13 protein-coding genes are annotated in these 12179 nt (G+C 38.8%); 7 read left to right on the forward strand and 6 right to left on the reverse strand.

What is annotated here, in order from left to right; all coding sequences use genetic code 11:
- Positions 1 to 80: 80 nt before the first annotated feature.
- The 4 genes from ACYZ0U_RS09155 (at position 81) to ACYZ0U_RS09170 (ending at position 2880) form a co-directional block, all read left to right on the forward strand.
- Positions 81 to 473, forward strand: a complete 393-nt coding sequence (locus ACYZ0U_RS09155; RefSeq protein ID WP_461451782.1) for a DUF4783 domain-containing protein — start codon at positions 81 to 83, stop codon at positions 471 to 473.
- A gap of 45 nt (positions 474 to 518) precedes the next feature.
- Positions 519 to 1364 carry a carboxylating nicotinate-nucleotide diphosphorylase gene (nadC, locus tag ACYZ0U_RS09160; protein WP_461451783.1) on the forward strand — a complete coding sequence of 282 codons (846 nt, stop codon included), beginning with the start codon at positions 519 to 521 and terminating at the stop codon, positions 1362 to 1364.
- 92 nt (positions 1365 to 1456) lie between these two features.
- Complete coding sequence (gene plsY, locus ACYZ0U_RS09165) at positions 1457 to 2104, forward strand: glycerol-3-phosphate 1-O-acyltransferase PlsY (protein WP_461451784.1); 648 nt, start codon at positions 1457 to 1459, stop codon at positions 2102 to 2104.
- Positions 2105 to 2136: 32 nt separating this feature from the next.
- Positions 2137 to 2880: a YqjF family protein gene (locus tag ACYZ0U_RS09170; protein ID WP_461451785.1), complete on the forward strand. Its 744-nt coding sequence runs from the start codon at positions 2137 to 2139 to the stop codon at positions 2878 to 2880.
- Here ACYZ0U_RS09170 and ACYZ0U_RS09175 read toward each other — a convergent pair.
- From ACYZ0U_RS09175 to ACYZ0U_RS09190, 4 genes are all read right to left on the reverse strand, one after another.
- Positions 2846 to 4114, reverse strand: coding sequence for an anthranilate synthase component I family protein (locus tag ACYZ0U_RS09175; RefSeq protein ID WP_461451786.1), 1269 nt, complete (start codon positions 4112 to 4114; stop codon positions 2846 to 2848). The genes ACYZ0U_RS09170 and ACYZ0U_RS09175 overlap by 35 nt on opposite strands.
- Before the next feature lie 14 nt (positions 4115 to 4128).
- Complete coding sequence (locus tag ACYZ0U_RS09180; protein WP_461451787.1) at positions 4129 to 5406, reverse strand: adenylosuccinate synthase; 1278 nt, start codon at positions 5404 to 5406, stop codon at positions 4129 to 4131.
- 37 nt (positions 5407 to 5443) lie between these two features.
- Positions 5444 to 5911: a Fur family transcriptional regulator gene (locus ACYZ0U_RS09185; protein ID WP_461451788.1), complete on the reverse strand. Its 468-nt coding sequence runs from the start codon at positions 5909 to 5911 to the stop codon at positions 5444 to 5446.
- A gap of 125 nt (positions 5912 to 6036) precedes the next feature.
- On the reverse strand, positions 6037 to 8259 hold the full coding sequence (locus tag ACYZ0U_RS09190; RefSeq protein ID WP_461451789.1) for a RelA/SpoT family protein: 2223 nt from the start codon (positions 8257 to 8259) through the stop codon (positions 6037 to 6039).
- Between the two features lie 107 nt (positions 8260 to 8366).
- On the opposite strand from ACYZ0U_RS09190, the gene ACYZ0U_RS09195 reads away from it, so the two are divergent.
- The 3 genes from ACYZ0U_RS09195 to bshB1 are packed head-to-tail and all read left to right on the forward strand — an operon-like array spanning position 8367 to position 10205.
- Entirely contained in the window at positions 8367 to 8981 is a 615-nt protein-coding gene (locus ACYZ0U_RS09195) for a DUF4294 domain-containing protein (protein WP_461451790.1), read from the forward strand.
- A 2-nt stretch (positions 8982 to 8983) separates the two neighbouring features.
- Positions 8984 to 9481, forward strand: coding sequence for a glutathione peroxidase (locus ACYZ0U_RS09200; protein WP_461451791.1), 498 nt, complete (start codon positions 8984 to 8986; stop codon positions 9479 to 9481).
- Between the two features lies 1 nt (position 9482).
- Positions 9483 to 10205 (forward strand): bacillithiol biosynthesis deacetylase BshB1, encoded by a 723-nt coding sequence (gene bshB1, locus ACYZ0U_RS09205; RefSeq protein ID WP_461451792.1) that lies wholly within the window; start codon positions 9483 to 9485, stop codon positions 10203 to 10205.
- Between the two features lie 44 nt (positions 10206 to 10249).
- On the opposite strand, the gene ACYZ0U_RS09210 is transcribed toward bshB1, so the two are convergent.
- Positions 10250 to 10690, reverse strand: coding sequence for a hypothetical protein (locus ACYZ0U_RS09210; RefSeq protein WP_461451793.1), 441 nt, complete (start codon positions 10688 to 10690; stop codon positions 10250 to 10252).
- A 139-nt stretch (positions 10691 to 10829) separates the two neighbouring features.
- Positions 10830 to 12161, reverse strand: coding sequence for an L-lysine 6-transaminase (gene lat, locus ACYZ0U_RS09215; RefSeq protein WP_461451794.1), 1332 nt, complete (start codon positions 12159 to 12161; stop codon positions 10830 to 10832).
- Between the last annotated feature and the right edge of the window lie 18 nt (positions 12162 to 12179).

Genomic DNA, 12179 nt, shown 5'->3' on the forward strand with positions numbered 1-12179 from the left:
TATAATCATCAATAATATATGTAATGATGCAACTTTTTTATTAAATTGAAATCTTATTAGAAACCAACCTATTGTTCATTATGAAATTGAGTTATTTGGCTTCGGTAACATTACTTTTTCTGCTCCCGTTTTCAGTTAAAGCTGATACGATAGATAATGTAATGGCTTTGTTACGTCAGGGAAATACAGCTGAACTGGTAAAGCAATTTTCGGATAATGTGGAGGTGACCATTTTAAACGGTGATAATATACTCGACAAAAAGTCATCAGCACCGGTATTAGCTTCCTTTTTTTCTCAGAATAAGCCTGTGAGGGTAAAGCTGTTCCATCGGTTAGATTCTAATCCTGATTATCAATTTGCTGTTGTTCTTTTAAATACCGATAAAGGGACTTATCGCATAGCCTACACCCTATCCAAAAAAGAGGGCATGAAAATCATTGAATTGCGTATAGAAAACGAAAAAACTAAATAATAATCTAATTGTTTTTACTTTTGACCTATTAAAAAAGTAAAGATTTTGGATAAAGAATACGTTGACCAATTTATAATAAGCTCTTTAAAAGAAGATGTAGGCGATGGTGACCATACCTCGCTGGCCACCATACCGGCTAATACCACAGGCAAAGCAAAACTTTTAGTAAAAGATACCGGCATTTTAGCCGGTGTTGAACTTGCTGCTGAGATATTCCATATTGTTGATGAAAATTTAAAACTGAACGTTTTCCTAAAAGACGGTGCAGAAATTCAATTCGGCGATGTCGCTTTTGAAGTTGAGGGTAATGCGCAAAGCATTTTAAAAGCTGAAAGGTTAGTACTTAACTGCATGCAGCATATGAGCGGTATCGCTACTAAAACCAACGAAATAGTTGATATTTTAAAAGGATACAATACCAAGGTATTAGATACCCGCAAAACCACACCCGGTTTACGCTATTTAGAGAAATGGGCAGTACGCATTGGCGGCGGCGTAAATCACCGTTTTGGTTTGTATGATATGATCCTGATCAAAGATAACCACGTTGATTACGCCGGCGGTATCAGCGAAGCAATAGAAGGTGCGCATAATTATCTTGCTGCCAATCATAAAAAATTGGCCATTGAAATTGAGGTGCGCAATATTGAAGAACTGAGCGAGGTTATACAAACCGGCGGAGTTGACCGGATATTGCTGGATAACTTTAATTTCACTGATCTTAGGGACGCTGTTAATATGATTGAAGGAAGGTTTATTACAGAAGCATCCGGGGGTATTACAATTGATAATATACGTGAGTACGCAGCTTGCGGGGTTGATTATATTTCAGTGGGAGCCTTAACACATTCTGTTAAAAGCCTTGACTTAAGTTTAAAGGCGGTTAAATAATCTGGTTGCGGTAGAATGAGTTGCTAAACTTTCTATCATTAATTGGATTTTTACATTTAAGTATGATTACAATTTAGTAATATTGTGGAGAGATGATATCAATCTATTCGATTTCAGCGCTCATACTGGCCTATTTATGCGGGTCTATCCCAACGGCAGTTTGGATAGGGCAGGCATTTTTTGACGTAGATGTACGTGAATATGGTAGCGGTAATGCAGGTGCCACCAATACCTTTAGGGTTTTAGGTAAGAAAGCAGGTATACCTGTTATGCTTATTGATATTTTAAAAGGATGGACGGCTACCAACCTGGCCTATTTTATCGGCGTATCAACCACAGGGGCCTACAACTCACCTGAATATATTAATTACGCGTTGGCATTGGGCATAGCAGCCGTAATGGGCCACTTATTCCCGATATTTGCAGGCTTTAGGGGCGGCAAGGGTATCGCTACATTATTTGGGATGATACTGGCGATCAATTTACCCGCAGCATTATTTTGTGTCGGGATATTTATCACCTTTTTATTGCTTACCAAATATGTTTCCTTAGGCTCAATAATGGCCGGGTTTGCATACCCTATATGTGTAACCTTTATATTCCCGATGTATATCCGTTCGGTAATTATTTATGGGATGTGTATGTGCCTGCTGATATTGGTTACCCATCAAAAAAATATTGAACGCCTGCTTAAAGGCACAGAATCAAAAGTTAACCTTTTTAAAAGAAAATCAGCTTAAAATATAAAGCTCATCACTGTAAATATAAACGAATGAGCCATCCAAGATTTTTAAAAGCACGCTGGACAAACCTACTGATGGTTAACTATGAAGTTGACCCCGAAATACTAAAACCTTATTTACCCGCATATACTGTGCTGGACCTATGGCGGGGTAAAGCATTGGTAAGCATGGTTGGCTTTTTATTTGAGGAAACCAGTGTATTGGGCATCAAATGGCCATTCCATGTAAATTTTGAAGAAGTTAACCTGCGTTTTTACGTACGCCATTTTGATGGCAAGGAATGGAAGCGGGGCGCTGTTTTTGTAAGTGAGATAGTCCCTAAAATTCTTATAACCGTTATTGCTAACAGTTTATATAAAGAACATTATAAGGCTTTGCGAATGCGGCATTCTATCACAGCGATGCCAAATGAGCAAACCCAATTTTTATACGAATGGAAACTGGATAAAACATGGAATAAATTAGGCGGTACCGTAAATAATAAGACCGAAGTTATCCAACCAGGCAGTGCTGAAGAATTTATTTTTGAGCATTATTGGGGTTATAACAGCTGGGGTAAAACTGTCACCATGGAATACCAGGTTGAGCATGTATCCTGGGAGATAAGCCAGGTTATTGACACGGTTTTTGAGGCTGATATTGCTAACTTGTACGGAAAAGAATTTGAGCCATACTTAAGCGTTAAACCATATTCGGCTTTCTTTGCAAAAGGTTCGCCGATAAGTGTACGAATGGGCGCTAAACTATTTGCTGACCCAGCGCTTGTAAAATAGCTTTCGCTTTAAGTAAGCATTCTTCATATTCCTGTTCTGCATCGGCATGATAGGTAATGGCGCTGCCTACATGGAACGACAAGTATTCTTTTGCTGAATTATAAAGCAAGGTTCTGATCACCACATTAAAATCAAAGTCACCATCAGGGCTAAAGTAGCCTAGAGCCCCGGAATAAACACCGCGTTTGCTACGCTCAAATTCTTCCATCAGCTTCATTGAGCTGATTTTTGGAGCGCCGGTCATACTCCCCATTGGGAAAGTGTTTTTGATCGCTTCAATATCAGACACATCGTCTTCAACCTCACAAACCACGGTAGATATCATTTGGTGCAACTGACTAAAAGTATGTATGCCAAATAACTCCTCTGTTTTTACCGTACCCTGTTTTGCCGATTTGGTAAGATCATTTCTAACCAAATCAACTATCATTACATTTTCCTGCAGTTCTTTGGTATGGTTGCGAAGTTGCTGTTTGATAAGGTCATCTTCTTCCGGAGTTTTACCTCTTTTGGCCGTTCCTTTTATGGGTTGTGATATGAGCTTGTTACCGCGGTTAGCGAGAAAACGTTCAGGCGAAGCCGAGAGCATATAATTGCCTTTCCATTTCAAAAATCCTGCAAATGGATTTGGCGATATCGTATTGAGCTTTTTAAATGTTGCAAAGGGGTCAATTACTGCATTTTCTGCAAAAAACTCCTGGCAAAAATTAGTTACATAAATATCGCCGCGACTAATATGTTCTTTGATCTTATTTGCAGCGAGGATATATTCATCCTTACTAAACCTTGATTGCAGGTTTAGTGCAGGTTGTGCTGTCGGTTCATTAATTTGCTGATTTTCGATCCAACTCAACTCAAATTGTTCATCTGTAATAACTTCAGCACGATTATCTCTTATCAACAGCAGGTATTGTGGCGAGAAAAAATAAAGGTCAGGAAATTCAAGCTGATCGATGTTTTTCGAAGTGAGATCTTCTACCTCATTCTTCAAATCATACCCTAAAAACCCTATCATCCAGCCTGGATATGCCTTACGAAATTCAGCTAATTGTTTAAATGCGTTTCCTGAATTTGTAGCCAGTTCTTTTTTAGCACCTATTGCTATCAATACATCAAACTTTGAATACGGATCGGGGAAATTATTAGAGTCGAGGTAACAAAATGTACCAAAAGAAGAGGCCCATTGCAGGGCCTTTTCTTTAAATAATTTAATATCAGTTATTGGAGTGATCACATTTATATGCAGTACTAATATAGTTCCAGCGTCTGAACTCTGTCAGGTCCAACCGATAGGTATTTTATTGGTACTTCCAGCTCTTTTTCTAAAAAGTTGATGTATACTTTCAGTTTTTCAGGGATTTCAGATAATTCGGTAATGCCGGTCAAATCTTCTTTCCAGCCATCAATTTCCTTTAAAACCGGGGTCGGAGCCACTGCACAAATATCATAAGGCATATAATCAATGATCTCGCCTAAATAATTATAATGCGTGCATGCGTAAATCTTTTCAAACCCGCTTAAAACATCAGCTTTTGTCATTACCAATTGCGTAACACCATTAAGCAAGATGGCGTATTTTAAAGCCGGCAGATCGATCCAGCCGGTACGGCGGGGCCTACCTGTAGTCGCGCCAAATTCATGGCCTAACTGGCGTAGTTCTTCGCCTAATTCATTATCTAATTCGGTAGGAAAGGGGCCGCCACCAACGCGTGTACAATAAGCCTTAAATATGCCGATCACCTCACCTATTTTATTTGGAGCAACGCCCAAACCGGTACATGCACCAGCAGTAGTTGTATTTGACGAAGTAACAAATGGATATGATCCGAAATCGATATCAAGCATAGTGCCTTGCGCGCCTTCTGCCAAAACCTTTTTACCTTGTTTAAGGTAACTGTTAACCAAATGTTCAGAGTCAACCAATTCAAATTTCTTGATCAGGTCTATCGCATCAAAAAATAAAGCTTCGCGTTCTGAGAAATCTGCAACATCACCATAAAGCGCTTTCAGCATCGATACATGCTTATCAACCAATTTCTGGTAGCGTTCTTTAAAATCAGGCAATGTAATGTCGCCGATACGCAAACCGTTACGGCCTGTTTTATCCATATAAGTTGGACCGATACCTTTTAAGGTAGAACCGATTTTGCCTTCGCCCATCTTTTTTTCTGATGCAGCATCAAGCAATTGGTGGGTTGGCAAAATAAGGTGCGCTTTTTTGCCTATTACCAGGTTTTTCTTAGCTAAAAGATCATGCCCAGCATCCTTTAATTTATCAATTTCCTTTTTTAGGGTTATAGGGTCAATAACAACACCGTTACCAATAAGGTTAAGCGTGTTATCAAAAAATATACCCGATGGGATAGTATTGAGTACGAATTTTTTACCATCGAACTCCAACGTATGGCCTGCATTCGGGCCGCCCTGAAAACGTGCTATCAGATCATAATCTGCACTAAGCACATCAACAATTTTTCCTTTACCTTCATCGCCCCATTGGAGGCCTAATAATACGTCAACAGCCATTTAATATCTATTCGAATGTTAATGAAAGGTGGCAAAGTTATATTTTTCTATCACAAAACCCTGCCCTTAGTTTTTCACAATTGCCATACAGGTTCAAAGAGTGGTGTTTTATGTCGAATTTAAGTATATCGCCCATCATGCTTTGGATCTGCTGAATGCGCGGATCACAAAATTCTACCACTTTTCCACAATCCAGGCAAATGATATGATCGTGCTGTTTGTAACCATACGATTTCTCAAACTGGGCCATGTTTTTACCAAACTGGTGCTTGGTAACCAGATCGCACGATACCAAAAGTTCCAGTGTATTATATACCGTAGCGCGACTAACACGGTACTTTTTATTTTTCATATGGATATACAACGACTCCACATCAAAGTGATCACTTCTTGAATAAATTTCTTCGAGTATGGCAAAACGCTCAGGTGTTTTTCTGAGGTTTTTATTTTCAAGGTAAGCCTCAAAAATCTTTTTAACCAATGCAATGGTTTCTACTTGCGACATTATTGGGATATTAACGTGTAAAGGTAGTTAATTTGTTTATTAAGTTGATTAGGTGAATAGTTTGTATTAGAAAATTGACCAAAAATAAACCAATCACTAATTAACTATTGACCAATTAACTAATATCAAGATGCTTTCTCTATAGCGGAATCAAACCTGGTAACCGTACTAATGCCCTTGATCATTTTTAAACGCCTGGTAAGATTATCCAAATGGTGTGTATCGTTTACATAGATCATAATGGTGCCTTCAAAAATACCATTATCACTGTCTACTGTGATGGACCTGATATTGACCTTGAAATCATTTGAAATTACTGTAGTTAATTGGTTAATTAAACCTACTTCATCAATACCTGTAATTCGCAAGCCGGTTAAAAATGCAAGCTCCTGTTGATTTGTCCATTTAGCTTTCACAATGCGGTAACCGTAGTTTGCCATTAGTTTAGCGGCATTCGGGCAATTGGTTCTATGGATCTTTATACCGTCGCTTACAGTAACAAATCCAAACACGTCATCACCCGGGATAGGGTTACAGCAATTAGCCAGCTTATAGTCTATTTTTTGAAGGTCTTCACCGATCAACAAAATATCGCTGTCTTTCGCTTTGATGCTTTTAACAAGGCTGTGCAGCTGCTCGGTTTCGATCTTATCCTGTGGCTTATTTTCAATTATTTTTTCAGAAACCTGGTACTCTTTCAGGTCCTTCATGTCAATATTTCCCTTTGCTACTTCGAAAAACAGATCGAGCGTTGAGGCCAATTTGAAATAATAGCTCAGCTTATGTATATTCTCTGAATTATAGGTTATTTTAAGCGATTTTAACTTACGCTCTAAAATTTCCTTCCCGGTTTCAGCAATACGGCGTTTTTCCTCTTTTAAGGATGATTTTATTTTAGCCTTAGCTTTTGCGGTAACCACAAAACTCAACCAATCTTCTTTTGGTACTTGTTTGCTTGATGTGATGATCTCTACCTGGTCGCCGTTTTGTAGTTTGTAACTTAATGGTACCAGTTTGTGGTTTACTTTAGCACCAATACAGCTTGCGCCAACATCAGTGTGTATCTCGAAAGCAAAATCAAGCGCGGTTGCATTTAGCGGTAATTGTATTAGGGCACCTTTTGGTGTAAAGATAAAGATCTCATCAGAGAAAAGATTCATCTTAAAATCATCCAAAAAGTCCAAAGCATTCGATTCCGGATTTTTTAATAAATCACGAACCTTTTGAACCCAAAGGTCCAATCCACTATCGGTTGATGATTCCTTGTATTTCCAGTGCGCGGCGAACCCTTTTTCGGCAATCTCGTTCATGCGCTTGGTACGGATCTGTACCTCAACCCATTGCCCCCGCGGACCCATTACGGTTGTGTGCAAGGATTCATAGCCATTTGCCTTTGGTGATGATATCCAATCGCGCAATCTGTCAGGATTTGGCCTGTAAAGATCGGTAACAATAGAATAGGCCTTCCAGCAATCAGCCTTTTCATTCTCCGGGGTGCTATCTAAAATTATTCTGATTGCGAAAAGGTCATATACTTCTTCAAATGGTATGGCCTTTTTCTTCATCTTATTCCAGATGGAATGGATTGATTTTGGCCTGCCAAATACCTCGGCTTCTAATCCTTGTCCTTGAACTACTTTTTTTACCGGCTCAATAAAATCACGAATGAATTTTTCCCTTTCAGCTTTCTTCTCATTAAGTTTATTTTTGATGAACTGGTAAGTTTCGCGCTCCATGTATTTCATAGAGAGGTCTTCTAACTCAGATTTTATCGCATATAATCCCAAACGATGGGCGAGAGGAGCATAGAGGTAAACAGTTTCTGATGATAATTTTAGCTGCTTATCACGCGGCATAAATTCCATGGTACGCATGTTGTGCAACCTGTCTGCCAGTTTTATCAATATCACCCTAACATCATCAGCCAGGGTAAGCAGCATTTTCCTGAAATTTTCTGCTTGTAACGAGCTGTTGGTGTCAAATACACCCGATATTTTAGTTAAGCCATCTATAATTTTGGCAACCTTTTTACCAAATTCTCTTTCAATATCATCGAGCGTAACATCTGTATCTTCAACAACATCATGCAGCAAGGCACAAACAATGGAGGTAGTGCCCAAACCTATCTCTTCAGCAGCTATTTGCGCAACAGCAATAGGATGGTAAATATAAGGCTCGCCGGATTTGCGGCGCATAGCGGCATGGCTCTCTAGTGCCAGGTCAAAAGCCTTGCGTATCATGCGTTTATCACCTTTTTCAAGTGTTGATTTACAAGCACGCAGCAAAGCCCGGTATCGTTTTAAAATCTCGTTTTTTTCTACTTCTAAATCTATCTCCAAGTCTTTCATCCTTCAGTTTAAACAAAAATTACAAATAAAAATTGTAACGGAAACTATAAATCAAACCATATTTCAAAATACAAAATAAATTGCATTATTTTTGTATAGGTAAAAATATGAAATTTATTGGTTTCTTGTTGATGTTTAGTGGTGTGGTTGAGACAGTTTATGCTCAAGCACCAAAACCAGTGCCTATGAAGATGGGCAAAAATGATACCATTAAAACATATGTCACTATGCTTGACGGAAAACCCGTGCCATGGATAATGTACGGTGAAATAAAAATTGTAGATACCCGTATATTTAAGAGCGAGGCCGATCGCGTGGCTTATAACCGTTTAGAATATAATGTGCGTAAAGTTATTCCGTATGCGCGTTTTGCTGGCCAAAGATACAGGCAATTACAGCGCGATTTAGCTTTGACTGCCGATAAGCATAAGCAAAAGGAATTAGTAAAGGCTTGTAACGACCAGATAAAAGACCTGTTTAAGAAAGAGGTAGAAAATCTGACAATTAGTCAGGGTGAAGTGTTAATCAAATTAATTGACCGCGAAACAGGTAGTACCAGTTATGATTTGGTTAAGGAATTAAAAGGTGGTTTAGATGCGTTTATGCTACAATCCGTAGCGCGTGTGTTTGGCCATGACCTTAAAGAAACCTACGACCCCGACCAAGACAGGGATATTGAAAATATTTTATTAAAAGAAGGATATGATTCTTCTAAAAACTAAAAATGGCTACTAGCATCCACCAATTCAGCATTCAAAATATTTACGGTGAAGAAATTAAATTATCAGACTATAAGGGTAAGGTATTACTTTTAGTGAACACGGCCTCGCAATGCGGCTTTACACCACAGCTTAAAGATCTAGCGGCGCTAAAGGATGAGTTTAAAGATACCGATTTCGAGATATTGGGATTTCCGTCAAATGATTTTGGTGGGCAGGAGCCATTAGAAGGTGCAGCAATAGCTGCCTTTTGCGAAAATTATGGTTCAAATTTCCCTGTATTTGATAAGATCAGGGTTAGAGGAACATATGCGCATCCTTTATATAAATTTCTGGCTGATAAAAAAGAGAATGGCAAGTTCAGTTCTACACCAAGGTGGAATTTCCATAAATTTTTGATTGATAAAAATGGTGTAGTACAGGATTTCTTTTATCCATTTACTAAACCCACTACATCCAAAGTTAAAAAAGCGATCAACCGTTTATTAGCCGATAATAAATAAAATGAAATTAGATATATTAGTATTACCTGTGCATCCTGATGATGCTGAACTGGGTTGTGCCGGAACTATTTTAAAACATATTGCGTTAGGACACAAAGTTGGCATTGCTGATTTAACCAAAGGTGAACTCGGTACACGCGGGACTGCTGATATACGTGCAAAAGAAGCTGCTAAAGCTGCTGAAATATTGGGAATAACTGTCAGAGAAAACGTGGGCATACCCGATGGCTTTTTTGAAAATACCCCTCAATATCAGCTAAAGATAATTGAAACTATTCGTAAATATCAGCCGGATATTATTATAACTAATGCCTATCATGACAGGCATCCGGATCATGGGCGTGCCAATGAATTGGTAGAAGCTTCAGCATTTTTAAGTGGCTTAAGAAGGATTGAAACCAGTTTTGATGGAAAGCCGCAGGAAGCATGGCGACCAAAATTGGTACTCCACTTTATACAGGACCGTTATATTGAACCGAATATTATAATAGATATTACCGAATATTGGGATAAAAAAGTAGAAAGTATTTTGGCCTATGGCTCACAGTTTTTCAATCCTGACTATAATGAGGATGAACCGCAGACTTATATTTCCTCACCTGATTTTATAAAAATAACTGAAAGCCGCGCTATGGAATTTGGTAAAAGCATCCAGGCAAGATACGGTGAGGGTTTTACCTCAAGAAAGTTATTAGGCGTAGATGACCTATTTTCTCTTAGATAATCCGAGATGAAACTAATCTCTATTCTTTAGTCTCCAATCACTATCTACAAAGCCACATATTCAAAACGGTTATTATCGCGGCTTCTTTCTCTTTTAAGCTTGTGCTCGTTAGCGAGCTTTAACAGGATGCCCGATAGTTCGGAAGTTTTAAACTCTGAATCAAAATTGTCTTTACAATATTCGGCAATGGAGGATATGGAGCGTGCTGTACTAAAAAAGTCAGTATTTAGTAATTGGTTTAAAACTTTGGTAGCGCCAGGTTTTTTTCTGCCCTGGGCGAATTGATCATCGGTATCAGAGTCAGGTCTTTTACGAAATTTCTTGATTAAAAAATCTGCTCCATCGGCATCCGCCTTATCAAATTCAACAAGCACATCCAGTAACCTGTCAACAATTTTTAATTGTACCGCTTCTGATTTAAACGCGTTAACAACCTCTGCAATTTCAGTAAGTTGTTTCTTTAGCTTTTCAATATGTTTACTCATAATAATTGCCGCTGCTATTATTTCTTTATTATGTATTCTCGCTATGTTTAACGAGAACAAACGATTATAGTATTTTTTAAAATAAAAACCCCCTTGTTTTTGTCAAAAACAGAGGGTTGTAGCAATATTATTACAGTAACTACAATTTGGGGACTATTTTTTCAAGTATTTCCAGTCCTTCGTCAATATGATTTTTTTCAATAATAAGTGCGGGCCTAAAGCGTATACTCTTCTCGCCGCAGCCTAAAAACATTACATGGTGTTGTAATCCGGTATCAATAAAATTATCGCGGATATCTTTGCTTGGAAAATCAAATGCCGTTAATAAACCTTTGCCACGAATATTGCTCATGATCGAATATCTTTCCGCTATCTCAGAAAGCCTGTCTTGTAGGTAATCGCCCATATTAGCGGCGTTTTCACAAAGGTTATCCTCGGCAATAATTTCCATTATTTTTGATGACCGCACCATGTCAACCAAATTGCCGCCCCAGGTAGAATTGATGCGCGACGAAACTTTAAATACGTTATTTTCCACTTCATCAATACGCCTGCCTGCCAGTATACCGCATACCTGCATTTTTTTGCCAAATGCAATTATGTCCGGGCGCGCGTTCTCCCCAAAATGCTCGTGGCACCAGAATTTGCCGGTAAGGCCCACGCCGGTTTGTATCTCATCGTAAATCAGCAATGCTTCGTTTTCATCAGCCAATTGCCTTAGCTTTTCCATAAATTCTTTGCGCAAGTGGTTGTCACCGCCTTCGGATTGTATAGGCTCGATGATTATCGCGCAAACATCATCCTTATTGTCTTCAAATGCCTTTTTTATTTGGGCGATTGAAAGTTCTTCACGGCGTAGTAAATCTTGGTGATTACTATCCGAATAGGGGAAGTTCATATACGGCGTTGAAACTCGTGGCCAGTCAAATTTGGCGAACCATTTGGTTTTGATGGGTTGAGTGTTAGTCAAACTAAGCGTATATCCTGAACGTCCATGAAAAGCATGCTCGAAGTGAATTACCTGGAAGCCTTTTTCCCTGGTGTAGCCTTTAGCAAAGTTTTTCTGCACCTTCCAGTCCATCGCTACTTTTAAAGCGTTCTCAATGGCTAATGAGCCCCCTGAAATGAAGAATGCGTGCGGCAGGTAATCAGGAATGCCTACCTTATCAAACGTCTCTACAAACTGTGCATATTGCGTGGTGTAGATGTCGGAATTCGATGGGTTGGTCATGGCTGCCAGCATCAGGTTCTTTTTGAACGCTTCATCATTAACCATTTTAGGGTGATTGTATCCTAAAGGAACCGAAGCAAAGCAGGTAAAAAAGTCGAGCAGTGTACGGTTATACTTAGCATCGTAAATATAAACGCCCTTGCTTTTTTCCATATCAAAAGTCAGGTCGAAACCATCAGCAAGAATATGCTTATTTAAAGTAGTTTGAACATTTTCCGGAGATACAAGCAGGTTATACATAGCAAATTGGGTTTTACC

The sequence above is a fragment of the Mucilaginibacter sp. genome, assembly GCF_965225845.1.
GTDB lineage: Bacteria > Bacteroidota > Bacteroidia > Sphingobacteriales > Sphingobacteriaceae > Mucilaginibacter.

Bases quoted from the DNA above. Each gene is read 5' to 3' on its own strand.
- ACYZ0U_RS09200 (WP_461451791.1), top strand. From the start codon at position 8,984: ATGGCTACTAGCATCCACCAATTCAGCATTCAAAATATTTACGGTGAA.
- plsY (WP_461451784.1), top strand. From the start codon at position 1,457: ATGATATCAATCTATTCGATTTCAGCGCTCATACTGGCCTATTTATGC.
- ACYZ0U_RS09185 (WP_461451788.1), bottom strand. From the start codon at position 5,911: ATGTCGCAAGTAGAAACCATTGCATTGGTTAAAAAGATTTTTGAGGCT.
- ACYZ0U_RS09170 (WP_461451785.1), top strand. From the start codon at position 2,137: ATGAGCCATCCAAGATTTTTAAAAGCACGCTGGACAAACCTACTGATG.
- ACYZ0U_RS09180 (WP_461451787.1), bottom strand. From the start codon at position 5,406: ATGGCTGTTGACGTATTATTAGGCCTCCAATGGGGCGATGAAGGTAAA.
- ACYZ0U_RS09190 (WP_461451789.1), bottom strand. From the start codon at position 8,259: ATGAAAGACTTGGAGATAGATTTAGAAGTAGAAAAAAACGAGATTTTA.
- bshB1 (WP_461451792.1), top strand. From the start codon at position 9,483: ATGAAATTAGATATATTAGTATTACCTGTGCATCCTGATGATGCTGAA.
- lat (WP_461451794.1), bottom strand. From the start codon at position 12,161: ATGTATAACCTGCTTGTATCTCCGGAAAATGTTCAAACTACTTTAAAT.
- ACYZ0U_RS09195 (WP_461451790.1), top strand. From the start codon at position 8,367: ATGAAATTTATTGGTTTCTTGTTGATGTTTAGTGGTGTGGTTGAGACA.
- ACYZ0U_RS09155 (WP_461451782.1), top strand. From the start codon at position 81: ATGAAATTGAGTTATTTGGCTTCGGTAACATTACTTTTTCTGCTCCCG.
- ACYZ0U_RS09210 (WP_461451793.1), bottom strand. From the start codon at position 10,690: ATGAGTAAACATATTGAAAAGCTAAAGAAACAACTTACTGAAATTGCA.